This is a genomic window from Ammonicoccus luteus (assembly GCF_050880385.1).
Classification (GTDB): domain Bacteria; phylum Actinomycetota; class Actinomycetes; order Propionibacteriales; family Propionibacteriaceae; genus Enemella.
In genome coordinates this window covers 147,290-171,098 of sequence record NZ_JBNZCI010000005.1, presented here as the reverse complement: position 1 = coordinate 171,098, position 23,809 = coordinate 147,290, and the positions used below count along the sequence as shown (strand labels likewise).

The 23,809-nt window shown below is 67.5% G+C and carries 21 protein-coding genes; 11 read left to right on the top strand and 10 right to left on the bottom strand.

Annotated elements, in window-relative coordinates; genetic code table 11:
• Positions 1-134: 134 nt before the first annotated feature.
• Positions 135-1,130 (bottom strand): RNase H family protein, encoded by a 996-nt coding sequence (locus tag ACQ260_RS12975; protein ID WP_432559873.1) that lies wholly within the window; start codon positions 1,128-1,130, stop codon positions 135-137.
• Between the two features lie 45 nt (positions 1,131-1,175).
• Here ACQ260_RS12975 and ACQ260_RS12970 point away from each other — a divergent pair, with 45 nt between their 5' ends.
• A complete protein-coding gene (locus ACQ260_RS12970; protein WP_432559872.1) occupies positions 1,176-1,970 on the top strand; it encodes a thioesterase family protein in 795 nt (264 codons plus the stop codon).
• A 686-nt stretch (positions 1,971-2,656) separates the two neighbouring features.
• Here ACQ260_RS12970 and ACQ260_RS12965 read toward each other — a convergent pair.
• Together ACQ260_RS12965 and rarD are read right to left on the bottom strand one after the other, a co-directional pair.
• Positions 2,657-4,648 carry a M13 family metallopeptidase gene (locus ACQ260_RS12965; protein WP_432559871.1) on the bottom strand — a complete coding sequence of 664 codons (1,992 nt, stop codon included), beginning with the start codon at positions 4,646-4,648 and terminating at the stop codon, positions 2,657-2,659.
• Between the two features lie 40 nt (positions 4,649-4,688).
• Positions 4,689-5,603, bottom strand: a complete 915-nt coding sequence (rarD, locus tag ACQ260_RS12960) for an EamA family transporter RarD (protein WP_432559870.1) — start codon at positions 5,601-5,603, stop codon at positions 4,689-4,691.
• Between the two features lie 188 nt (positions 5,604-5,791).
• On the opposite strand from rarD, the gene ACQ260_RS12955 reads away from it, so the two are divergent.
• Positions 5,792-8,362, top strand: a complete 2,571-nt coding sequence (locus ACQ260_RS12955; protein WP_432559869.1) for a glycogen/starch/alpha-glucan phosphorylase — start codon at positions 5,792-5,794, stop codon at positions 8,360-8,362.
• Positions 8,363-8,471: 109 nt separating this feature from the next.
• On the opposite strand, the gene ACQ260_RS12950 is transcribed toward ACQ260_RS12955, so the two are convergent.
• The 3 genes from ACQ260_RS12950 to ACQ260_RS12940 form a co-directional block, all read right to left on the bottom strand.
• A complete protein-coding gene (locus ACQ260_RS12950; protein WP_432559868.1) occupies positions 8,472-9,548 on the bottom strand; it encodes a 2-oxoacid:ferredoxin oxidoreductase subunit beta in 1,077 nt (358 codons plus the stop codon).
• Positions 9,545-11,518: a 2-oxoacid:acceptor oxidoreductase subunit alpha gene (locus ACQ260_RS12945; RefSeq protein ID WP_432559867.1), complete on the bottom strand. Its 1,974-nt coding sequence runs from the start codon at positions 11,516-11,518 to the stop codon at positions 9,545-9,547. Before ACQ260_RS12945 ends, ACQ260_RS12950 begins: the two co-directional genes overlap by 4 nt.
• Positions 11,519-11,693: 175 nt before the next feature.
• Positions 11,694-12,257: a helix-turn-helix domain-containing protein gene (locus ACQ260_RS12940; RefSeq protein ID WP_432559866.1), complete on the bottom strand. Its 564-nt coding sequence runs from the start codon at positions 12,255-12,257 to the stop codon at positions 11,694-11,696.
• Positions 12,258-12,414: 157 nt separating this feature from the next.
• On the opposite strand from ACQ260_RS12940, the gene ACQ260_RS12935 reads away from it, so the two are divergent.
• Genes ACQ260_RS12935 through ACQ260_RS12910 form a run of 6 tightly spaced genes read left to right on the top strand, consistent with a single transcriptional unit; the run spans position 12,415 to position 18,734 of the window.
• On the top strand, positions 12,415-13,770 hold the full coding sequence (locus tag ACQ260_RS12935) for an MFS transporter (RefSeq protein WP_432559865.1): 1,356 nt from the start codon (positions 12,415-12,417) through the stop codon (positions 13,768-13,770).
• Between the two features lie 31 nt (positions 13,771-13,801).
• Positions 13,802-14,233, top strand: a complete 432-nt coding sequence (locus ACQ260_RS12930; protein ID WP_432559864.1) for an NADH-quinone oxidoreductase subunit B family protein — start codon at positions 13,802-13,804, stop codon at positions 14,231-14,233.
• The gene (locus tag ACQ260_RS12925) at positions 14,230-14,781 is read left to right on the top strand and encodes an NADH-quinone oxidoreductase subunit C (RefSeq protein WP_432559863.1); all 552 of its coding nucleotides are present in this window, start codon (positions 14,230-14,232) and stop codon (positions 14,779-14,781) included. Before ACQ260_RS12930 ends, ACQ260_RS12925 begins: the two co-directional genes overlap by 4 nt.
• Positions 14,778-15,143 carry a 4Fe-4S binding protein gene (locus ACQ260_RS12920; protein ID WP_432559862.1) on the top strand — a complete coding sequence of 122 codons (366 nt, stop codon included), beginning with the start codon at positions 14,778-14,780 and terminating at the stop codon, positions 15,141-15,143. Before ACQ260_RS12925 ends, ACQ260_RS12920 begins: the two co-directional genes overlap by 4 nt.
• Entirely contained in the window at positions 15,140-16,720 is a 1,581-nt protein-coding gene (gene mptB / locus ACQ260_RS12915; RefSeq protein ID WP_432559861.1) for a polyprenol phosphomannose-dependent alpha 1,6 mannosyltransferase MptB, read from the top strand. The genes ACQ260_RS12920 and mptB overlap by 4 nt, the downstream gene beginning before the upstream one ends.
• Before the next feature lie 19 nt (positions 16,721-16,739).
• On the top strand, positions 16,740-18,734 hold the full coding sequence (locus ACQ260_RS12910) for an acyl-CoA dehydrogenase family protein (RefSeq protein ID WP_432559860.1): 1,995 nt from the start codon (positions 16,740-16,742) through the stop codon (positions 18,732-18,734).
• A 29-nt stretch (positions 18,735-18,763) separates the two neighbouring features.
• On the opposite strand, the gene ACQ260_RS12905 is transcribed toward ACQ260_RS12910, so the two are convergent.
• Both ACQ260_RS12905 and ACQ260_RS12900 read right to left on the bottom strand, forming a co-directional pair.
• Positions 18,764-19,066, bottom strand: coding sequence for an antibiotic biosynthesis monooxygenase family protein (locus tag ACQ260_RS12905; protein ID WP_432559859.1), 303 nt, complete (start codon positions 19,064-19,066; stop codon positions 18,764-18,766).
• 47 nt (positions 19,067-19,113) lie between these two features.
• Complete coding sequence (locus tag ACQ260_RS12900; protein ID WP_432559858.1) at positions 19,114-19,938, bottom strand: exodeoxyribonuclease III; 825 nt, start codon at positions 19,936-19,938, stop codon at positions 19,114-19,116.
• Between the two features lie 89 nt (positions 19,939-20,027).
• Between ACQ260_RS12900 and ald the strand changes: the two genes are divergently transcribed.
• On the top strand, positions 20,028-21,146 hold the full coding sequence (gene ald, locus ACQ260_RS12895) for an alanine dehydrogenase (protein WP_432559857.1): 1,119 nt from the start codon (positions 20,028-20,030) through the stop codon (positions 21,144-21,146).
• Between the two features lie 279 nt (positions 21,147-21,425).
• Positions 21,426-22,127, top strand: a complete 702-nt coding sequence (locus ACQ260_RS12890; protein ID WP_432559856.1) for a DUF559 domain-containing protein — start codon at positions 21,426-21,428, stop codon at positions 22,125-22,127.
• A gap of 106 nt (positions 22,128-22,233) precedes the next feature.
• Here ACQ260_RS12890 and ACQ260_RS12885 read toward each other — a convergent pair whose 3' ends face one another.
• Complete coding sequence (locus ACQ260_RS12885; RefSeq protein ID WP_432559855.1) at positions 22,234-22,725, bottom strand: YajQ family cyclic di-GMP-binding protein; 492 nt, start codon at positions 22,723-22,725, stop codon at positions 22,234-22,236.
• Between the two features lie 127 nt (positions 22,726-22,852).
• Positions 22,853-23,296, bottom strand: a complete 444-nt coding sequence (locus ACQ260_RS12880) for an ArsI/CadI family heavy metal resistance metalloenzyme (RefSeq protein WP_432559854.1) — start codon at positions 23,294-23,296, stop codon at positions 22,853-22,855.
• Positions 23,297-23,394: 98 nt separating this feature from the next.
• On the opposite strand from ACQ260_RS12880, the gene ACQ260_RS12875 reads away from it, so the two are divergent.
• Positions 23,395-23,742 carry a metalloregulator ArsR/SmtB family transcription factor gene (locus ACQ260_RS12875; protein ID WP_432559853.1) on the top strand — a complete coding sequence of 116 codons (348 nt, stop codon included), beginning with the start codon at positions 23,395-23,397 and terminating at the stop codon, positions 23,740-23,742.
• Positions 23,743-23,809: the final 67 nt, after the last annotated feature.

Here is a 23,809-nt window from a genome sequence, read left to right as displayed (position 1 = left end):
CGGTGATCGCGGCGCCGGTCACCCTGACCGCCCCCTCCTGGTGTGCTGATCAGCGCTGCTGGTGGCTCAGCCCTGCTGGTGGTTCAGCAGTGCTGGTGGCTCAGCAGTGCGGTGGCTCAGCAACTGCTGGCGGGTCAGGCCTCCGGCGTTCCCTGATGGAATCGTTGCTCCCAATTCGCCTCGCGGCGTACCCACAGCGAGGTGCGCAGGGCCGCCGGCCCGACGCCGGTGCTGCGCCACACAAGCAGGATCTGGTCGGGTCCGAGGCGCTGTGCATCGACGACTTCACACTCCGCCTCGCCCGGCAGCGGACCGATGGCCGCGAGCATCTCCGCCCGGTTCCAGATGCGGCCGGAGGTCCCGATCTCATACCAGTCCGGATGCAGGAGGGCGGCGACCCGGCTGGGGTCGCTGCGGACCGTGGCCGTCAACAATGCCCGCTCCAGGTCGATGACGTGCTCGATCGCGGTGACGTCCGCGTCCAGACCCGGCACGTCGACCGGCCCGAACAGGTCGTCCGGGTCGGGGTCCTCGATCGGTTCGTCGCCCGGCAGCGCCAGGTCCTCGAGGTCGTCGTCCAGCTCGGGGTCCTCGGGATCAAGGCTGAAGAGCGCGGCCACCGGCTCGGTCTGACCCACGCGGAAATCATCCGCCGGTGATGCCGCGGCCCCCTCGAAGCCCGGCCCGGTGATCGGGTCCTGACCCTGTTGGTACGCCGTCGCAACTGCCCGCGCCAGTCGATCCGCGGCCTCATTGAGTTCGTGACCGGCATGCCCGCGTACCCATTCGAAGGTCACGCGACGACCCTGCATCGCCTCGTCCAGGGCCTTGACGAGCTCGACGTTCATGACCGGCTTGCCATCGGCCTTGCGCCAGTTCTTGCGCTTCCAGCCGGCGGTCCACTTGGAGATGACGTTGATCGCGTATTGACTGTCGCAGAGCACGTGCAGATCCTGGTCGGATCCGGCGGTCTGGCGCAGCAGATCGAGCACGGCCATGAGTTCACCCATGTTGTTGGTGCCGTGCGGCCAGCCGCCGGCGGCCCAGCAGGTGTCATCGACATACCACGCCCAACCGGCGGGCCCGGGGTTGCCGAGGGCGGATCCGTCTGCAGCAGCGATGATCGTCACGGGCCGATCCTGCCATGATTCTCGACCCGACCTAAGGTGGCGGCCATGGAACTCGTCGCGCAGCAGCCGAACGCCTATTACCGGCGCCTCGACGAGGCGACCTTCGAGCCGACGCTCCACGTGCAGGGCGCCTGGCGCCTGGACGAGCAGCACATGGCCCCGGTGGGTGGGCTGCTTGCGCACTGCATCGAGCGCCATGAACCACGGCCGGGTGTGCAGTTGTCGCGGGTGTCCTTCGACATCCTCGGGATGATCCCCCTCAAGGCGACGACGGTGGAGGTGCGGACGCTGCGACCCGGCAGGTCGATCGAGCTGGTCGAGGCCGTCGCGATCATCGACGGGCGGCCGCGGGTCAGCGCCCGGGCTTGGCGGCTCGCGGAATTCGACTCCGTCGGAGTTGCCGGTCACGAGCTCGAGCCGATGCCGGCGCCCGATGAATTGCCGGGCTGGGCGGCGGGGGACCTGTGGGGCGGCGGGTATATCGGAGGTCTGGAGTTCCGCACGGCCGAAGGTCGTCGGCCCGGCCGGTCGCGCACGTGGCTGCGCTCCGGGGTGCCGATTGTGCTGAACGAGGAGTCGACGCCCACCGCGCACTTTTTGCGGCTCGCGGATACTGCCAACGGTGTGGCGACCCGCGTGTCCCCACACGAGTGGGCCTTCCCCAACGTCGACATCACGATCCACCTGCACCGCGAGCCCGTCGTGGGTTGGATGGGGCTCGACACGCATGTCACCATCGGCGCCCGGGGCCACGGCCTGACCTCGACGATCCTGCACGACGAAGCCGGCCCGGTTGGCACGATCCAGCAGATGCTCACCGTGCGCCCCACCCTGGGCTGACTCCTGATCCGCCGTCAGGCGCTGAGCAGCATCAGGCCCGCTGGACCGGCATCGGGCCCGCTGGAGCTGCATCGGGCACGGCGTGCAGCGCGTGCGGGATGTGGTCGCTGCGGGCGTAATGCAGGGTGCGCGGGCGTGATGCAGGGTGCGCGGGCGTAGGTGGGCCTCATGGCAGCATCCAGCCGGCTGGACGGCGATCAGGCCCGCTGGGGCAGCATCAGGCCCGCTGGGGCAGCATCAGGCCCGCTGGGGCAGCATCCCGCACGGCGTGCAGCGCATGCGGAATGTGGTCGCTGCGGGCGTGATGCAGGGTGCGCGGGCGTGATGCAGGGTGCGCGGGCGTGATGCAGGGTGCGCGGGCGCAAATGGGCCTCATGGCAGCCTCCAGCTGGCTGGACGGCGATCAGGCTCGCTGGACCGCCATCAGGCCCGCTGGACCGGCATCAGGCCCGCTGGAGCAGCATCCCGCACGGCGTGCAGCGCATGCGGAATGTGGCCGCTGCGGGCGTAATGCAGGGTGCGCGGGCCTAACGCTGGCCCCGCGGGCGGAATGCAGGGTGCGCGGGCCTAACGCTGGCCCCGCGGGCGTGATGCAGGGTGCGCGGGCCTAACGCTGGCCCCGCGGGCGGAATGCAGGGTGCGCGGGCCCACGCAGCTACGCCGCGCGTGAGTCGAACGGGCGGCGATCACCAGATCGCGACGCGCTCCTCGGGGGCGAGCCAGAGTTGGTTGTCCGGCGTCACGCCGAATGCGTCATAGAACGCGTCCATGTTCCGCACGATCTGGTTGCATCGGAACTCGTTGGGCGAATGCGGGTCGGTCGCAAGGCGCTGCTTCACCATCTCGGGCCGGAACTTCGCCTGCCAGATCGCACCCCAGGACAGGAACAGCCGTTGTTCGCCGGTCAGCCCGTCGATCTCCGGGACCTCGGTGCCGGCGGTCGCGATCCGCCACGCTTTCAGAGCGATGCCGATGCCGCCCAGGTCGCCGATGTTCTCACCGATGGTCAGTTGGCCGTTGACCGTCTGGCCGTCGGCGCCCTCGGGGGAGAGGACTGCGTACTGATCCACCAACTTCGCCGTCCGCTCCGTGAACGCCGACCGATCGGCGTCGGTCCACCAGTTCCGCAGGCGTCCGTCACCGTCACAGGTGGAGCCCTGGTCGTCGAAGCCATGGCCGATCTCGTGCCCGATCACGGCGCCGATCGCGCCGTAGTTCACCGCATCATCCGCGGCATCGTTGAAGAACGGCGGCTGCAGGATCGCGGCCGGGAAGACGATCTCGTTGCGGAGTGGGTGATAGTACGCATTCACCGTCTGCGGCGTCATGAACCATTCGTTGCGGTCCACGGGTTTGAGAGCCTTGTCGATCTCCTGGTCGAGGTCGAACCTGTTCGAGGCGATCACGTTGCCGATCAGGTCGTCGGCGTCGATCGCCAGCGTCGAATAGTCCTTCCACTCCTCGGGGAAACCGATCTTCGGTGTGAATCGGGACAGCTTGAGGAGCGCCTCGGCGCGGGTCTCCTCGGTCATCCAGTCGAGATCGCTGATCGACTGGCGATAGGCCTCAATCAGGTTCGCGACCAGTTCATCCATGCGGGACTTGGCCTGGGGCGTGAAGTGGTGGTCGACATAGATCCGCCCGACCGCTTCCCCGAGAGCGCCCTCGACGAGGGCGACGCCACGCTTCCATCGTTCGCGGTTGGTGGGCACACCGCTCAACACGGTCCCATAGAACCGGAACCGCTCGGCCACGAAATCCTCGGACAGATAGGGCGACAGCGACGACACCAAAGCGAACCGCGCCCAGTCCCGCCACTGCTCCAGTCGGTCGTCTGTCACCAATTCCGCCAGCCCGGTCACGAAGGACGGCTGGGCATTGACCACCTCGGCCAGCGCCGAGTCGGGGATTCCGGCACCGGCCAGGAACTCGGCCCAGTCGATCCCCGGCGCGGCCCCGGTGAAGTCGGCCCAGGTCTGCAGGTTGTACATCTGCTGCAGATCACGCGTGCGCACCTTGTCCCAGTGCACCGCGGCGAGCGCGGTCTCCAACTCGACGACGCGTGCGGCGGCCGCCGCCGGGTCAGCCGCGCCCAGGAGCGCGAACGTGCGCTCCACATGCTCCGCGTACGCCCCAAAAATCTCCGCGTGCTGCTCTTCGCGGTAGTAACTCTCGTCTGGCAGCCCCAACCCCGACTGGCCGCTGAACAGCAACGCGCGCTCGGGATTGCCCGGATCGGAGTCGGAGCCGATGCCGAGCACGCTGCGCACGCCGAGGCCCAGCCAGGTCCCGAGGAGCCGGGACAACGCCCGGGTCGAGTCGACCCGGTCGACCTGGTCGAGCCAGGGGAGCAGCGGGCGCGCGCCCAACTCCTCGATCCGCTCGGTGTCCATGAAACTGGCATAAAGATCCGCGATGCGGGCCGCATCGGTTCCCGGCGCGACACCGTCGCCATCCTGGCCGCCGAGTCCGGTGATGATGTCTCGCACCGCCTCCTCGGCCTGGTCGCGAAGGGTGATGAACGCGCCCGCGCCGGGCTTGTCCGCGTCGATCTCCGCCGTGCGCAGCCAGGTGCCGTTGACGTGGCGGAACAGGTCGTCGCCCGGATTGATGGCGGTGTCGAAATCGGCGAACGTCAGGGCCGGCGCCGATTCGGAAGTGGAGAGTTCAGTGGTCACCCGGCCAGCCTAGCCAGCCGACCGAAGACCGCCCGCGGCCTCAGGTCGGCTCAGTGACCGGAACCCGCCGGGACCGCCGGGCAGCGAGCACCGCCTGCACCGAGATCACCATCAGCGCCACCCAGACCAGCGCGAACCCGATCCACCGGCCCGTCGACATCGCCTCCCGGAAATAGAAGACACCGAGCAGGAACTGCATCGTCGGAGCCAAATATTGGGTCAGGCCGATGAGGCTCAGCGGGATGCGCTGGGCCGCGTACGCGAACAACAGCAACGGCACCGCCGTCACCACACCCGAACAGGCCAGCAGCAGGTCATAGCCGATCCCGTGCTGCGCGAAATCGCCGTCACCGCGCGAGGCGAGAAACACCAGAAACCCGATGGCCGGCAGGGTCATCAAGGCCGATTCCGCGGTCATCGACACGATCGGCTCAACCTGCACACGCTTCTTGATGACGCCATAGATCGTGAACGAGACCGCCAGCACCAGCGCGGCCCAGGGCGGCTGACCGTATTCGATCGTGATCACCACCACGGCCACCGTCGCCAGCCCGATCGCGGCCCACTGCATGGGGGCGAGCTTTTCCGAGAAGATGAAGACACCGGCCAGGATCGCCAGCAACGGATTGATGTAATAGCCCAACGCCGCCTCGGTGACCCGGCCGTTGTTCACCGCCCAGATGTACACACCCCAGTTCACCGCGATCACAATCGACGCCAGCGTCAACCGGATCAGTGTTCCCCGGCCCCGCACCTGGGCACGCCACCGCTTTCGCGCGAACAAGGCGATCAGAATCGCGCCGAGCACCGTCGACCAGACGATGCGGTGCGCCAGAATCTCCGGCGCCGAGCTTCGCGCGAGCAACGGCCAGAAGACCGGCACCAGGCCCCAGAGGGTGTACGCACCGAGAGCAGCAGCCACACCGAGATTGTGGGAACGACGGTCAGGGTTCACGGAGGGACTGTATCGGCTGCGGCGCAATCCGCGTCGCGCACGGTCGCCCGGCGTTCCTCGCCGCGTCGACCTGCTGCGCTGCGCCGCCTCACGCGCCTGCTGATCGATGCGCCAACAGCTATTTCCTCGTTTGTCAGGGTGGTGGACTAGCCTCAGGGACACGCCCGCCACCGCTCGGAGGAAGAAACATGACCGAGACCCGTCCGCGACTGACTGTCACACCGTCTCCGGAGCGCCCCGCCTGGCCCGCCGGGCAGGACGTGGACGCCCGCACGCTGGGGCCCAAACATGATCCGTCCCACCCGCTGGCGCTCGAACCGGCGGTGGCTCCTCCCCACTCTGTGGACGGTTTCGCCCGTGCGTTCCTGCGGGAACTGAATTTCGGCGGCGGCGCGAGTCTCGAGCGTTCGACGGCCAACCACCAATATCTCGCGCTGGCCCGGACCGTCCGGCACTACCTCATGGCCGACTGGCTCAAGACGGCCCGCCGCCGGCGGCAGGCGCCGAAGGACAAGATGGTCGGCTATCTGTCTGCTGAATATCTGCTCGGTCGGCAACTCGGCAATGCCCTGCTCGCCCAGGACCTGGCGGAAATCGTGGAACGTGCACTCGCCTCGTGCGGGCTGGACCTGGCCGACCTGCGGACCCTCGAGGTTGAGCCCGGCCTCGGCAACGGTGGCCTCGGCCGACTCGCGGCCTGCTTCATCGACTCCCTCGCGACCATGGACGTGAGCTGCATCGGCTATGGCATCCGCTACGAATACGGCATCTTCCGGCAGACGTTCGTCGACGGCCGGCAGTCCGAACAGCCCGACGGCTGGCTTTCGATGGGTGCCCCTTGGGAGTTCCCCAATCCCGAGCGCGCCGTCCAGGTCAACTTCGCCGGCCACACCGAGGAATACACCGACGACTCCGGCACGCCGCAGCGTCGCTGGGTTCCGGGCTGGAACGTCCTCGGGGTGCCCTACAACTACATGGTCCCCGGCTATCGCAACGGCGTCGTCAACACGCTGCGTCTTTGGAGCGCCCAGGCCACGAGCGCCTTCGACCTCTCCATCTTCAACGCCGGTGACTACGCCGAAGCCGTCCGAGCCCAGACCTTCGCGGAGAACATCTCCAAGGTGCTCTATCCGGAGGACTCCACCCCACAGGGCCGCGAGCTGCGGCTGCAGCAGCAATATTTCTTCGTCGCCTGCTCACTGAAGGACTACATCAGCGGCACGTTGCCCGTGGACTTCGACGTCCGGGAGTTGCCGGAGCGGATCATCTTCCAGCTCAACGACACCCATCCCGTGATCGCTGTCCCGGAGCTGATGCGTCTCCTCATCGACGAATACGGGCTCGACTGGGACGAGGCGTGGGGCATCACCGCGCAGTGTTTCGCCTACACATGCCACACCCTTCTCCCCGAGGCCCTCGAGGTCTGGCCGGTCGAGCTGGTCGGGCGGCTCCTGCCGCGCCACCTCGAGATCATCTTCCAGATCAACGAGGAGTTCCTGGCCGAGGTCAACGAGCGCTGGCCCGGCGACCTGGATCGGATCCGGCGCATGTCCATCATCAGCGACGGGGACAATCAGGCCGTGCGCATGGCACACCTTGCCGCCGTCGCCGCGACCAAGATCAACGGCGTCGCCGCACTGCATTCGCAGCTCCTGCGGGACAAGGTGCTGGTCGATTTCGCCGAGATGTGGCCGGACAAGTTCACCAACGTCACCAACGGGATCACGCCGCGCCGCTTCCTCCGCGGGGCCAACCCGAGCCTGTCCGAGCTCATCACCGACACCATCGGCGAGGGCTGGGTGAACGATCTCGATCAGCTCGCTCAGCTCGAGCCGCATGCCGACGACCCCGCGTTCCGCGAGGCGTTCCGGAAGGCGAAGAACGCCAACAAGCAGCGCCTCGGGACGCTCGCGAAGGAACTCTCCGGCCCCACCCTGCACGACGACCACATGATCGACGTGATGGTGAAGCGCCTGCACGAATACAAGCGCCAGAGCCTCAAGCTGCTCCACGTGGTCAGCACTTATGAGCAGGTCCTCTCGGGCGCCCTCGATCCGGCCGACATCGTGCCCCGGACGGTGGTCTTCGGAGCCAAGGCGGCGCCGGGCTATTGGATCGCCAAGGAAACGATGTATCTGATCAATCGCGTCGCCGCCACGATCAACTCGGATCCCAAACTCGACGGCCGGTTGCAGGTGTGGTTCCCCGAGAACTACAACGTGACCTTGGCCCAGCTCATCATCCCCGCGGCTGACCTGTCGGAGCAGATCTCCCTCGCGGGCAAGGAAGCATCCGGCACCGGCAACATGAAGCTGGCCCTCAACGGCGCCCTGACGATCGGCACCGACGACGGCGCGAACGTCGAGATCCGGCAGTTGGTCGGCGACGACAACTTCTTCTTGTTCGGGCTCAGCGAACCCGAGGTGTCCGAGTTGGGGGCGCGCGGCTATCGGTCCCGCGACTTCTATGAAAACAACGAGACGCTTCGCCGGGCCATCGACCTCATCGCCGGCGGCCACTTCAACGGCGGTGGCGACGGGGAGCCGGTGATCGACGACCTGCTCAACAACGACCGCTTCCTCGCGTTGGCCGACTTCGAGTCCTATGCGAAGGCGCAGCAGCGGGTGGAGGAGCGATATCGGGACCCGGAGGCCTGGACGCGTTCGGCGATTCTCAACGTCGCCCGCTGCGGCTTCTTCTCGTCCGACCGGTCCATGCGCGATTACATCGAGCGGATCTGGAAGCTCGACAACCACTGAGCACCTGAGCCTCGGTGAACGACGAAGCGCTCCGGTTCTGATCCCAGTTGGGTTCAGAGCCGGAGCGCTTCCCGTTCAGCTGACGCTGTTGCAGGTGCTCGGCGTCAGATCACACGACAGTCCAGACGTCCCGACCGTTGATGAGGTCCTGCAGTTGGTCCTCGGTCGGTTCCTGGCCGTTCTTCGCGGTGTCGATCTGGTCGCGGACGGTGTCGTCGTACGCCGGCCGGTCCACCTGCCGCAGCACACCGATCGGGGTCTGGCGCAGCACGCCTGTGCTGGTGAGGCGGGAGAGGGCGAAGGCGTACGCCGGGTCCGGGTTGTGCGCATCATGGACGACGAGCCGGTCCGCACCGACCTCCGCGACCTCCGCGATCTCGAGGTCCCCATTGGCACCCCGGACGATGCCGCGGCTGCCGTCGGCGCCGAAGCGGATCTGTTCGCCGTGGACGAGCGGGATGATCGTGTCCGCGGTCGATCCGCCCTTGATCGCATCGAACGCGCCATCGTTGAAGATTGGGCAGTTCTGATAGATCTCCACGAAGCTCGCGCCGCGATGGGCGGAAGCGGCCTTGAGGACCTGCGTCAGGTGCTTGCGGTCGGAGTCGATCGTGCGCGCCACGAACGTGGCTTCCGCGCCGAGCGCCAGCGATAACGGGTTGAACGGGGCATCGACCGAGCCGAACGGGGAGGACTTGGTGACCTTGCCCTGCTCGGAGGTCGGCGAATATTGACCCTTGGTGAGCCCGTAGATCCGGTTGTTGAACAGCAGGATCGTCAGGTTCACGTTGCGGCGCAGGGCGTGGATCAGGTGATTGCCACCGATCGAGAGCGCGTCGCCGTCGCCGGTCACGACCCAGACGCCCAGATCCTCACGCGACGTGGCCACACCGGTCGCGATCGCCGGCGCCCGGCCGTGGATGGAGTGCATGCCATAGGAGTTCACGTAGTACGGAAACCGCGACGAACAGCCGATGCCCGACACGATCACCGTGTTCTCCCGGGCGATGCCGAGCTCGGGCAGGAAGCCCTGGAACGCCGCCAGCACGGCATAGTCACCGCAACCGGGGCACCAGCGCACCTCCTGGTCGGAGGTGAAGTCCTTGCGGTTGAGCGGCTCGATCGCCAGCGGCACGCGGTTCAGGCCCGCGTACTCCTCAATCGTCTTGCGCGCATCGGTGGTCACTGGGCGTCCTTCGCAGCGAGATCGGAAAGGGTCTGGGTGTCAGCGTCGTGGTGGCCTTCGTGGCGGGGCTCCCGCCCGTTCGACGTGACCTCTTCGTTGAGCTGTTCGGCGGTCGGTTCGATCCGATGGCCGATGAACTCGAGCAGGTCGTGGGCGAGCTCCGACAGCGAGATCGGCAGGCCCCGCACCCGGGAATAGCTCTTGACGTCGACCAGATATTTCGCGCGGAGCAGCATCGCGAGCTGGCCGGAGTTCATCTCGGGGCAGATCACGGTGTCGTACGCCCGCAGCACCTCACCGAGATTCGCCGGGAACGGGTTGAGGTGGCGGAGGTGCACCTGCGCGACCTTGCCGCCCACCGCGCGAACCCGGCGTACTCCCGCGGTAATCGGACCATAGGACGAACCCCAGCCGATCACGAGAACCTTCGCCTCACCCGACGGGTCGTCCACCACCAGGTCCGGGATGTCGGCGACGATCCCGTCGACCTTCGCCTGGCGGAGACCGGTCATCCGCTCGTGGTTCTCGGGGTCGTAGGAGACATTGCCGGTGATGTCGGCCTTCTCCAGGCCACCGATGCGGTGCTCCAGGCCCTTGGTGCCGGGGATGGCCCACGGCCGGGCCAGGGTCTCGGCGTCACGGCGATAGGGCTCGAACGTGGTGCCGTCCTCGCCGTTGGGCGCGGTCGCGAAGCCGGGATCGATCCCCGGGATCTCCGCGACGTTCGGCAGACGCCACGGCTCGGCGCCGTTGGCGAGATAGCCGTCGGAGAGCACGATGACGGGGGTGCGATATTTCACCGCCCAGCGCGTGGCCTCGATCGCCGAGTCGAAACAGTCCGACGGGGAGTTGGCCGCGATCACGGGCACGGGAGCCTCGCCGTTGCGCCCGAACAGCACTTGCAGCAGGTCGGCCTGCTCGGTCTTCGTCGGCATGCCGGTGGAGGGACCGGCGCGCTGCACGTCCACGACCACCATCGGGAGCTCGGTCATGACGCCAAGGCCGATCGTCTCCGCCTTGAGGGCGATGCCCGGGCCGGACGAGGACGTCACGCCGAGTGCGCCCGCGAAGCTCGCGCCCAGTGCGGCGCCGACGGCGGCGATCTCGTCCTCGGCCTGGAAGGTTTGGACGTTGAACCGCTTCAGCTTGGTCAGCTCGTGGAGGATGTCCGAGGCGGGGGTGATGGGGTACGCCCCGAAGAACAGCGTGAGGCCTGCCTTCTGGGCGGCCGTCACCAGACCGAACGCCATCGCCGTGTTGCCGGTGATCTGTCGGTAGTCCCCGGGCGGCATCGTCGCGGCCGCAACCGTATAGGTGTGCGCGAACGACTCCGTCGTCTCACCGAAGGCCCAGCCCGCCCGGAACGCGGTGATGTTCGCATCCCGGATCTCCGGCTTCCCGGCGAACTTCTCGCTCAGGAAGCGCTCGGTGCCCTCGGTGGGACGGTTGAACAGCCAGCACAGCAGGCCGAGCGCGAACATGTTCTTGGCGCGCGTCGCGTCCTTGCGGGTCAACCCGAATTCCTTGACCGCGCCGACCGTCAGGCCGGACAGGTCGAACGCGTGCACCTGATAGCTGTCGAGCGAGCCATCCTCGAGCGGGCTCGTGGCATAGCCGACCTTGGTCAGGTTGCGCTTGGTGAACTCCGCGGTGTCCACGATGATCACACCGCCCGACGCGACATCGCGAAGGTTGGCCTTGAGCGCGGCCGGGTTCATGGCCACCAGGACATCCGGCTTGTCGCCCGGCGTCATGATGTCGTAGTTCGCGAAGTGCAGCTGGAAACTGGAGACGCCCGGGAGCGTGCCCTGGGGCGCGCGGATCTCCGCCGGGAAGTTCGGCAGGGTCGAAATGTCATTGCCGAACACTGCGGAGTCCGCAGTAAAACGGTCACCGGTCAGCTGCATGCCGTCGCCGGAGTCGCCCGCGAAGCGGATGACCACGCGGTCGAGGGTCTGGGTCGGGGTCACTGTTGTGTGCTCCTTGTGTTGGCTGTGGCAGTCGTTGGGTGCGGGTCGGCGGCAGGGGCGTCCGGAGCGGCCACGCTTGGGTCTCGGGAGACGATACTCCTCCAGCCATAGATTTTTCTTTTCTGTCCATAGGCGATCCTACTTGCGGGGGTTGATGCCCCTCCCGCGCCAAGCGTCAGTCCCGCACGTGCACCCGTTCGCCGTGCCGGCCGAAGAGGCTCAGGATGACCGCACTCTCGTGCCCCGCGGCGCCGAACCAGTGCGGGACCCGGGTGTCGAACTCCACGGCCTCGCCGGCCTGCAGTTCGAGGTCCTGCTCGCCGAGAATCAGGCGAACGGTGCCGGTGAGGACGTAGAACCACTCGTGTCCATCGTGGGTGTGCAGCTTGTGCGGCCTCCCGGCGGGCGGGAGTTCGATCTTCCAGGCCTGCACGCCTTCCGTGTTGTTCGACAGGGGCCACACGGTTCGGCCGCCGCTGATCCTGCGGGGTTGCAGGCGGATGCGGGGGTCCTCGGGCTCCGGTGTGCCCACCAGGTCGTCCAGTGGCACGTGATAGTGCGCGCTCAGGGACAGCAGCATCTCCAGGGTGGGTTTGCGCTGGCCGGTCTCGAGCCGGGAGAGCGTTGACACCGAGATGTCGGTCCTGGCCGCAAGCTCTTCCAGGGTGGTCCCGCGCTCTGTGCGAAGCCCGCGCAGGCGCGGCCCGATGCCGTGCATGATCTTGTCGAGGTCCGCCATGGCGCTGACGCTAGGCAATCGTTTGCCAAAATGGCAAACGGCTTTGCCGTGGCCGATTCGCATACCTAGGGTGGTATGCATGAATTCCGCACAGGTTTCAGGCGAGCCGCAGGTGACGACCCACTCGTCAGCCTCTGTGCTGCGCACTATCTATCCCTTGTCCATCGTCACGATCGTTGCGGCGCTGGGCACGAGCTTGATCAACGTGATCCTCCCGCAGGTCGCCGTGCAGTTCGGCGCCGGCATGTCCACGGCCCAGTGGGCCACGCTGGCGTTCCTGCTCAGCAGCACCGTGCTGATTGTCCCGGCCGGTTGGCTGGGCGACACGCTCGGCCGCGCGCGGGTCCTGCAGGGTGCGATCATCGTCTTCCTGGCCGGATCGCTGGTCGCAGCCCTGGCCCCGAGCCTCGGCGTGATCATCGCCGGTCGTGCGCTGCAGGGAGTCGGCGTCGCCGCGATGCTGGCACTCCCCGTCGCCTTGGTCCGCGAAACCGTCCGGCCCCAGGAGATGGGTCGAGCGATGGGGGTCATCGGTTCCTCGATGGCGACCGGCATGGCGCTGGGCCCGGCGGTCGGCGGTCTGATCGCGGCAAGCGGCCTCGGCTGGCGAGGTGCGTTCCTGCTCTTCCTGCCCTTGGGCCTGCTCGCGCTGTTCCTCGTCGGCAAGAAGCTGCCGGCCAAGGCTGTCGCTCCGGCGCAGCGTCGTCCGCTGGACCTCGCCGGTCTCCTGCTGCTGGCGCTCGCGCTGGCCGGCTATTCACTGGCCGTCACCATGACCCCGGGCGGCTGGATCGGCACGACCGCCATCGGTGTCGGTGTCGTGGTTGTCCTCGCGTTCTTCGTCCGACGCGAGCTGCGTTCCGTCGCGCCCCTGGTCGACCTCCGGATGCTCAACTCCCTGCGGATCGTGCCGCAACTCGGCATGACCTTCGCCGGGGCGCTGGTGATGATGACGTTCACCGTCATCCCGCCGTTCTATCTGACGTTGGCCCTCGGCCTGGACACCTGGACGATGGGCCTCGTCATGGCGGTCGGCCCGGTGATGGCGATCCTCTCCGGCGTACCCGCCGGGCAACTCGCCGACCGCCTCGGTGCCGCGAGGGTGACCCTGGTGGGCCTGTCGGCCATGACAGTGGCCTCCCTCGCCTTCGTGCTCCTGCCTCCCGTCTGGGGCGTCATCGGCTTCCTCATCGCCGCGGTGATTCTCACGCCCGGCAACCAGATGTTCATGGCCGGCAACAACACGTCCGTCATGTCCCGTGCCGACAAGGCTCAGCAGGGCGCGGTCTCGGGTGTCCTCAACCTGGCCCGCAATCTTGGTTTCATCACCGGCACGGCACTGATGTCCCTCGTGTTCGACCTCGCCGCCACCCGCGTCACCGGCGTGGCGGGCGCAGCGCTCGGCATGCAGTCCTCGTTCGCGATCGCGGCCCTGTTCGGGCTGGCAGCCGTCCTGGTCGCGTTCACCGCGCACCGCCGGTCGGTCATCCGCGCGCACGGCCCGGTGGCCTGACCCGCGTGGGCGCGGTGGGTACGCTGGCCCGGTGCGCTGCTGGGACTGGTTCGGCGACCGTTCGCTGGTCGTCATCGACATTGCCCTGGCCTGCTGCGCCCTTGAAGTCGAAATAGCCGCCGAAGGCCTCGAGCTCTCCGACCTGCGCGCGGACGATCCGGTCGTGGTCGTGGTGTCCGGCACCGTGACCGACACGGTGTTGCCCTTGGTGCGCAACATTTTCGACCAGGTCCCGGGAGCGCGGGTCGTCTCGTTCGGCGCCTGCGCGTCGGCGGGCGGTCCCTATTGGGATTCGTACGCCGTCACGAAGGGCATCGAGCAGATCATCGATGTGGACCTGTTCGTGCCCGGTTGCCCACCCACCCCGACGGCACTTCGCGAGGCGCTCGTGTCCCTGCGAGACTCCAGTGCCCAGCAGGGGAGCACGCCCGTCGGGACGGGTGCTCCGGGGGTGGGTGCATGAACGAGAAAGTGCCCGTCGAGGACTGGGCCGCGGTTGTCGCCGGCGTCCGCGAGGCGGGCTTCCGCTATTTCGACTGGCTCGACTGCGTGGACGAGATCGGCCGGAGCAACGAATTCCGGCTCGTGCTGCAACTGCTCGACCGCGACACCGCGGAGACCCGTCGCCTCGAGACGCGCACCGACCGGGACACCCCTCGGGTTCCGACGCTGTCGGAGGTCTTCTCCGGCGCAGGCTGGGCCGAGCGGGAGATCCATGACCTGTTCGGGGTCGAGTTCCTGGGCGGTGACGGCACCCCGCTGCTGCTGCCCCGACGCTATGGCGGCCACCCCCTGCGCAAGGACGAGATCCTCGCCGCCCGTGCAGCGGTGCCCTGGCCGGGTGCCAAGGAACCGGGCGAAGCCCAGGCATCGGCCGGCCGGCGCAGGATGGCGCCCCCCGGCGTACCCGATCCGGAAATCTGGGGCGACCGCGATCCCGCCGCAGACCCGGCGGACCCGACCGAGGTCGTCCAGAGCGCCCAGGGGGGCCGTGTGCGGAGGCGGCGATGAGTGGCTCCGAGACCCTCGCCGGCGCGACCTCATCAGCCAACCAACCCCATGCGCGCATCCGGCTCATCGAGGACAAGTGCACCTCCTGCATGATCTGTGCCCGCGAATGTCCGGTGTGGTGCATCCACATCGACTCGCACACCGAGGTCGACCCGGAGGCACCCGCGCAACTCACCGGCCGTGGTCTGCGCGAACGCACGATCAACGTCCTGGACCGGTTCGCGATCGACTGGTCGCTGTGCATGTATTGCGGCATCTGCGTCGAGGAGTGCCCCTTCGACGCGCTCGAGTGGCGCCATGACGCGATGCCCGCGGAACCGTCGCTCACGGACCTGATCCACGAGATCGAGGATCTGGCGTGAGCTGGGCCGTCCCGCTCTATCGGCGGATAGCGGACCGGACGAACCAGCTCCAGCGGGGGGCTACGGAAGCGCTGTTCGAGGCGTACAGCGTGAAGTGGGTCCGGCGCGGCATGGTCGGCTGTCTGCTGATGGCGATCGGGGGGCTGTCGCCGGCGTTCCTGCCCGCCAACAGCCCGTGGTGGCGGGTGCTCGGCGCGTTCCGCGAATATTCCTGGCTCGGACCGACGCTGGGCACGGTCGCCGCGTTGACCGGTGTCCTCCTCGTGATGGACGCCTGGTTCCGCATCCGTCCGGTCGACGGTGCCCCCGAGGTCGATTTCCGGGCCGTGCTCGCGCTCTGGTCACTCCCGATGCTGTTGGCGCCACCGATCTTCAGTCATGATGCGTACGCCTATGCCGCCGAGGGATACATGGTCCATGAGGGGCTCAACCCCTATGAGATGGGCGCGGGGATGCTCCAGAACCGGTGGGGCGAGCAGGTGGTCGAGACGTGGCGGTTCACGCGGGCGCCCTATGGGCCGCTGAGCCTGCAGCTTTCCCACCTCGTCGTCGACGTGTTCGGCCACTCCCCGTACTGGTCCTCCGCGGTCGGCATGCGGATGCTGGCGATCGCAGGGATCGTGGCGACCGCCTATGTGGTGCCGATCCTCGCCGAGCGTCTCCGCGTCTCCCCGCGTCGCGCGATGTGGTTCGGCCTGGTGAACCCGCTGGCGATCGCGCACCTGGTGGGCGGCGCACACAACGACGCGGTGATGATCGGGTTCATCGCCCTGGCCCTCCTTGCGGCGTCGCGCCGGCGTTTCCTGCTGGGCTGCGTGCTCGTCGCGGCCGCGGCGGCGGTCAAGATTCCCGCGATCCTCGCGATCGTGCCGGTGGCCCTGTTGGGCTGGGGGGTACGCCGGCCCGGTGCCACTCCGTTCGGGCGGTTGTGGCAGGCCGGCTGGCGGGTCTTCGTCGCGACCCTGGTGATGGTGCTCGCCCTCGCGCTCATCACGCTGGCCTGTCTCCCGGACGGCCAGGGCTGGGGCTGGATCCAGGCGATCAACGTGCCCGGCATGGTCTCGACGATCTCGCCGCCGACGCTGATCGGTGACTTGGCGCGGATCATCCTCAACGAGCTCGGCTATCACCGCGAGGCGCTCGGCATGGTCCGGCTGAGCCGGCAGATCGCCATGGTGATCATGGTGCTGCTGATCCTGGTCATGCTCGTCCGGATGGCGCCGACACGGCCGATGCGCTTTCTCGTCTATGCCTGGATGGCGCTGATCCTCGGCAGCCCGGCTCTGCATCCGTGGTATCTCACGTGGCCCGCCGTCTTCCTCGCCTTCAGCCGGCCCTCCCCGATGATCGTGCGGATCTCGTCCTGGGCGTCGATCGGGCTGCTGACCTATTCGTCGGTGAGCTTTTCGTGGCGCAACGACCTCACCGCTGTCGGGGTTGCCGCCGCGGCTGTCGTCACGTGGATGATCCTGGCCCACGACCGGCTGCACTTCCGTCACTATCCGCGTCCACGCAGGGAGCGCGCCGAAATGGCCGACCGCGATCCGGAGGCCATCCACGAGTCGGTCGGGCGCTGACGATGCGTAAGGTCGGGGCATGGCTGACAACGAAGTCAATGCGCTGCGCGCGATCCTCGACGGCCGCTGGGCAGACATGCGCACCCGGGTCCGGGAGCGGCTGGGCACCGAGGAGTGGGCCACCCCGACCGCGCCGCTGCCGCTGACCGACTATCGCGCACGCACCACAGCCCAACTCGTCGAACTGCTCCACGAGGACTGGACCGAGGCCGGCTTCTCCGCCGAGCCCGGCAACCGCGGCGATGTCGGCGCGTCCCTCACGTTCTTCGAATCCCTGGCGCACGTCGACCTGTCGTTGTTCGTGAAGTTCGGGGTGCAGATCGGCCTGTTCGGCGGCGCGATCGCGGGGTTGGGCACGCAGCGTCACCACAGTGCGTACCTCCCGGCAGTCTCCACCGGAGACCTCCTCGGCTGTTTCGCGATGACCGAGACCGGTGGTGGTTCCGATGTGGCGAATCTGCGGACCACGGCGACCTATGACCCCGACACCGACGAGATCGTGGTCCACACGCCGACGGCGAGCGCGATGAAGGACTACATCGGCAATGCGGCCAAGGACGGCACGATGGCGGCCGTCTTCGCCCAACTGATCGTGGGCGGCGAATCCCATGGCGTCCACTGCGTGCTTGTGCCGATCCGGGACTCGGGCGGTGCGGCACTGCCCGGTGTGACCCTGCGGGACTGCGGCGCAAAGATGGGGCTGCCGGGCGTCGACAACGGTGAGATCGCCTTCGAACGGGTGCGGGTGCCGCGGGAGAACCTTCTCGACCGGTTCGGGACGATCGGCGCTGATGGGGCGTACAGCTCGCCCATCGAGAACGACGCCCGCCGGTTCTTCTCGATGCTCGGCACGCTGGTTCGCGGCCGCGTGTCGGTCGGTGCGGCCGCCGGTGCTGCGACCCGCAACGGGCTCGCGCTCGCTGTCCGCTATGCCGCGCGCCGCGAGCAGTTCCTCCGCCCCGACGGGGACACCGGCATCCGACTGATCGACTATGCGACCCATCGGCGGCGGTTGCTCGTGCCGCTGGCGCGCAGTTATGCGCTCGCGCTGGCGACGAACGAGCTCGTCGAGGACCTGCACGCCCTGGAGCAGGAGCGCGCCCAGTGGGAACAAGAGCAGACCGACGACGAGCGGGTGGGGAACGCGGCGGAGAGCGATCACGTCGCCGAGGCGGAGCAGGCCCACGAGGCCGACATCCGGCGTCTCGAGGAACGCGCTGCTTCGCTCAAGATCGCCAACACAGCTCACGCCACGCGCACGATCCAAGCCTGCCGGGAGGCATGCGGGGGAGCGGGCTATATGTGGGAGAACCGATTCGGCGCTCTCAAGAACGACACGGACGTGTTCACCACATTCGAGGGTGACAACACGGTGCTGCTCCAGTTGGTGGCGAAGGGGCTGCTGACGAGATACAAGGATGCGTTCCAGTCGTTCGACACCGGTGCCATGATCCGGTTCGCCGCCCGCGATGTCGCCGAGACGGTGGTCGAGCGGGCTTTCGGCGGGACGATCATCCAGCGCCTGATCGCCGGCGCGCCCGGGCGTGACACCGACAACGCGCTGGCGGACCGCGGCGGACAGCTGGCGGTGTTCGAGGATCGCGACGAGCACACGCTCGCCGGGCTGGCAGCGCGCATGCGTGCCCGCAGCGACGACTTCAAGTCCGATCCGGTCGGGGTGCTCAACATCGTCCAGCCTCACATGCTTGCCGCTGCCTGGGCGCACATCGACAGGCTCCTGCTGGAGGCCCTTGCCGGTGCCACCGAGGAGTGCGAGGACGAAGCCTGCCACCACCTGCTCGGTCTGGTGTGCGACCTGTTCGTCTATTCGACCGTCGAGGTCAACGCGGCCTGGTTCCTCGAGCACGGGCGCATTTCGGCGGCCCAGTCCAAGGAGATCTCCCGCCGGGTCGATGAGCTCTGCGCCCAGCTCGCCCCGCACGCGGACACGCTGGTCGACGCTTTCGGGATCGCCGACGCCTGGCTCGACTGCCCGTTGCTGGAGCGCGCCTGAGCCCCGCGGATTCGGACTTAGCCCTCGGTTCAGCCTGCGTCGACGTCGGCATAGTGCTCGACGACAGGCGGTGCCGCGAAGTGCGGGCCGATCAGCGACCGCCACTGCCCATAGCGCTCTTCGTCGTTGCGGAACTTCTCGAGGTGCGCCTCGACGCTGTCCCAGACCACGAGCAGACGGAAGTCGCTGGGCGACTCGATTCCTCGGGTCATGGTCACGCTGTGGCACTCGGCGAGGTCCGTCAGCAGGTTACCGCCTTCTCGATAGGCGGCGACGAACGCGTCCTCGCTGCCCGGCTTGGTCGTGATGTGCGCGATCTCCAGAACTGTCATGCGGGCATCGTACGGGCGCCGGCACACCGCGCTTTGGGGAAAGCCGTTCACTCGATAGCGGGCGCCGGGTCTGCGTACTCCACCACCACCGGCGCATGATCGGACATGCGTGCCGCATAGGACTCATCCCGGTCCGTCCCCCCTGCCATCGCACGGGCCGCGAGCCCGGGGGACGCGAGGTGATAGTCGATCCGCCAGCCCGCGTCGGTGTCCCAGGACCGCCCACGCCACGACCACCACGAATAGGGCCCCGGCGTCTCCGGATGCAGCCGCCGCACCACATCCACCAGGCGCCGCGTGCCGAGGATGCCGGTGAACCACTCCCGCTCCTCGGGCAGGAAACCCTCCGAACGCCGGTTGGTCTTCCAGTTCTTGAGATCCCGTTCGGTGTGGGCGATGTTGAAGTCGCCCATGACGAGGAACTCCCGGCCCGCGGCCAGGGCCTGGCGTCGCGAGCGGGTCAGGTGGTGCTGGAAGGACGCGAGGAAGCGGAGCTTGCGGCGATATTTCGCCTCCGACGCTGCGTCCTCGAAGGGGGTCCCGCCCTTCGGCAGGTACAGCGAACCGATGGTCACCCCCGGCAGATCCACCTCGACATAGCGACCCTCACCGTCGAACTCGCGGTTGCCGAAACCCGGCCGGACGGCCAGCGGTGCGTGCCGGGTCAGGAGGGCGACGCCGTTGCGTCCCGCGATGCCGCCCGGGTCGTAGGCGAGGTGATAGCCGTCCACAGCCTCGGCCGGGACCTCCTCCGGCGGGCACCGCATCTCCTGCAGCGCCACCACGTCGAGGTCGGACCGGTCCAGCCAGCCCCGGAACCCGCGCCGGTGGGCGGCTCGGATTCCGTTGACGTTGAAGGTGGCGACCCGCATGTTTCTCCCTGTCTCACGGTGTTTCCCAAACCCCGGGAGCATAGGCCACCCGCTCACGGTCGCCACCGGTTTGGGTCTAGCCTTCGGGGATGCGCATCGCGATCCCCACCGAGGTCAAGAACAACGAGAACCGCGTCGGACTCACGCCTGCCGGAGTTGCCGAGTTGACCGCGGCGGGTCATGAGGTCTTCGTCCAGTCCGGTGCCGGCCAGGCGTCGTCGATCACCGACGAGGAATATGCCACGCAGGGCGCCACGCTGGTCGACGATCCCGACGAGCTCTGGGGCCTCGGCGAGTTGGTGCTGAAGGTCAAGGAACCGGTGGGGGAGGAATACCACCGGCTGCGCGAGGATTTGGTCCTCTTCACCTATCTGCACCTCGCTGCGGACCGTCCGCTGGGCGACCGCCTGATGGAGGCGGGGACCACGGCGCTCGCCTATGAGACAGTGCAGCTCGACTCCGGCACGCTGCCGCTGCTCTATCCGATGTCCGAGGTGGCCGGGTGTCTGGCGCCGCAGGTGGGGGCGTACCACCTGATGCGACCCGAGGGCGGCCGCGGCGTGCTCATGGGAGGCGTCGGCGGAGTCGGCAACGCCCGCGTCCTGGTGATCGGCGGCGGGGTGGCCGGACAGCACGCCGCCAACACCGCCCTCGGGATGGGCGCCGACGTGACGGTGCTCGACACCGACCTCGACAAGTTGCGGTCGATCTATTGGCGGCACCGCAACCGGATCCATCAGCTCGCGTCCTCGTCGTTCGCCATTGCCGAACAGGTCAGGCACGCCGACCTCGTCATCGGCGCGGTGCTGATCCCGGGTGCCCGGACGCCGCGGCTCGTGAGCAACGAGTTGGTCGCGGAGATGAAACCCGGATCGGTGCTCGTCGACATCGCGGTCGACCAAGGCGGCTGCTTCGCCGACACTCGCCCGACCACGCACGACAAGCCGACCTTCCAGGTGCACGGCAGCACGTTCTATTGCGTCGCCAACATGCCCGCCGCGGTGCCCAACACGAGCACCCAGGCGCTCACGAATGCGACGTTGCCGTATGTGTTGCGGTTGGCGAACCTCGGCTGGATGGACGCGCTCCACGCCGACCCGGCCCTCGCCAAGGGGCTCAACGTCGCCCGCGGACAGGTCACCCACCCCGGCGTCGCGGAGGCGTTCGGCGTGGAACTGACAGAGGTGGCGGACATCCTGCTCGACTGAGCCGCAGTCGACGTCCATCGGGTCATCCGCAGTTCCGGACCGGGCGGATCTCGCTTTTCCTTCCTATTCAGGCGGCCGCGGCGCAAACGTGGTGCGATTGTCCGGGGCTTTTCGGCCTTTCCGGGTGTGGAGGAGATTTTTCGTCGATCTGATCACCCTGATCCCAACAGAGTCGACCGAGCGCTTGCGGCCGGCCGATTGGTCGGGCTCTATCCGGGCGTTCTGGCGCCGGCTGGACGACCGGTCGATCTGGAGGCTTTGCTGCAAGGTGCGCAGCTCGTGGATCCGGATGCGATTGTGCTGGGCGAAGGCGCGAGGAGCCTGGGTTGGGCGGCCAACGACGTCCGGGCACTGCACTGTGCGTCGCGCCGCCAACTCAGGGGGGCGTCGACGCTGCTGACCTTCGAACGGCGGCTGGTTCCCCTGGAGTTCGTGGTGGAGAGGGCTGGCGTGCGGTTCACGAGTCCGGAGTACACGGCCGTCGATCTGGTCCCCACCCACGGCGGCGAAGCGATCACCGATGTCCTCCGACTGGCAGGGGAGTCGCGCGGGGAAGCTGCACTCGCGTTGATGTGGGAGGCGCTCGAGTCCATGAAAGGACGCAGAGGAATGGCCGAGCGCCGACGGGTCCTGGCCGAATGTGAACGTCGGCCGTGGTCGGAGGCCGAACGCGAGCTCCACAACCTGTTGCGCGCGAACCGCCTCGAAGGATGGTCCGGGAACCATCGGGTTCAGCTGGCGGACACGTGGTTCGTGGACGTTGCGTTCGCCGAGGAGCGCGTGGGACTGGAATACGACAGCCGACAGTTCCACTCCGATGCCGCGTCGTTCGAGCGAGACCGACTCAAGGTGAATCAATTCCAGGACGCCGGCTGGAAGTTGTTCCTCGTGACCGCTGCCATGCTGGCCGAGCAGAAACAACTGCTGGCGTGGGTCCGGCGGGCCCTGGCCGGCCGGAGGGCAGCCGGCGCCGGGGGTTAACTGGCCCTGAGCGCAAGAATTGAACACTCGATCGCAAAATCTGGGCCTGAAGCGCCCAATTTTCAGATCGACTGTTCAGTTCCTGCGGTTCTCCGCAGCACACCGGTCACCGATAGTTCGTGAACTGGACCGCGAAGTCGTAGTCGGCCTCTCGGATCATCCGCTGGACCTCCTGGAGATCGTCGCGCTTCTTCGACGACACACGCAGTTCATCACCCTGGATCTGGCACTTGACGCCCTTCGGGCCCTCATCGCGGATGAGCTTGGAGATCTTCTTGGCATTCTCCTGCGTGATGCCCTCGGAGGTGGAGGCGGTCATCTTCCACATCTTCCCCGACACGCGTGGATCGCCGGCCGTGACGGCCTTCAGGGAGACCCCGCGCTTGACGAGCTTCGACTGGAATACGTCCCAGATGGCCTTGACCTTCTCCTCCGAGGACGACTCCATCTCGATGGCCTCACCGGACCAACGGATCGAGGAATCGGTGTTCTTGAAGTCGAAGCGCTGGGCGACCTCCTTGGCCGCTTGGCCGAGTGCGTTGTCGACCTCCTGGCGGTCCACCTTCGAAACGACGTCGAACGAGCTGTCGGCGGCCACAGCGGCTCCCTCCGGTCGGATGTCTTCGGATCTGGAGCGACATTCTGCCCCATGGCGCATCGACCGCCGGAACGCGCCGTTTGCCAGTCCGCCGTGCCAGTCCGCCGTACTAGCTGGCGGCGTCTGGTCAGCCGGCTGACGGAGCTCCCTGCTCGCCGGCGCAGCAGGCGGGTCCTGCCAGTTTGGTCTGTCCTTCGAGTTCAGGTGTCGAATCGGAGAGGACCACATAGTTCTCCCACTTCTGGCCGTCCGGCCCCTCAACCCAGAACTTGGTCTGATTGGCATTGCAGCAATCCACGTTCTCCTCGAACAACAGCTGTTGGCCGGTCTCGTGGAGCCGGACTCCCTCGGCGCGCACCGCCTCGAGGGTTTCGTGTTCGATGCCCAGGTGGTTGAGCGTGCCGGACTCGTCCGGGTTCTCGAAGAGAACCAGCTTGAGGGGCGGGTCGACGACCTCGAAGTTGGCATACCCGGGCCGGGTCTTGGCCGGCTCAGTGCCGAACAGGGTCGAATAGAAAACGATGGCAGCGTTCAGGTCGTTGACGTTGAGGGCGAGTTGGAGTCGTGACATGGCTGATCCTTCCGATGGTGTGATTCGACATATGCCAAATCACTGGAGCCAGCCTATTCCTGATTTGATGTTCGTCAAATAGCTGGCAGGCTGTTTTCATGCCGAAAGCGCTCCCGTTGCTCGTCGATGCGTCGCCCATCTGCTGTGACCCGCTGGGGATGGTCCCCCTGACCGAGGGCAACGCGATCGAGCTGGCCGTGCGGCTCAAGGCCTTGGCCGATCCCGTTCGGTTGCGGCTGGTCGATCACCTGGTGCGCACGCCGGAGGCCACCACCTCCGAGCTCGCGCCGCTCGTCGGCCTGGGGGAGCCGACCACGAACCATCACCTCAAGCAGCTGTTCCAAGCGGGCCTGGTGGCGAAACGGCGCGCTGGTGCCGCGGTGCTCTATTCGCTTGACCGCGATGCCATCGCGGCGCTGATCGATGTGCTCGGGTGCTGTCGATAGATCGGATTTCTCAAACTCAACGTTCGTTGCTAGTGTTTCTCCTCGCGTCGAAGCGCGCGGCAGGTTG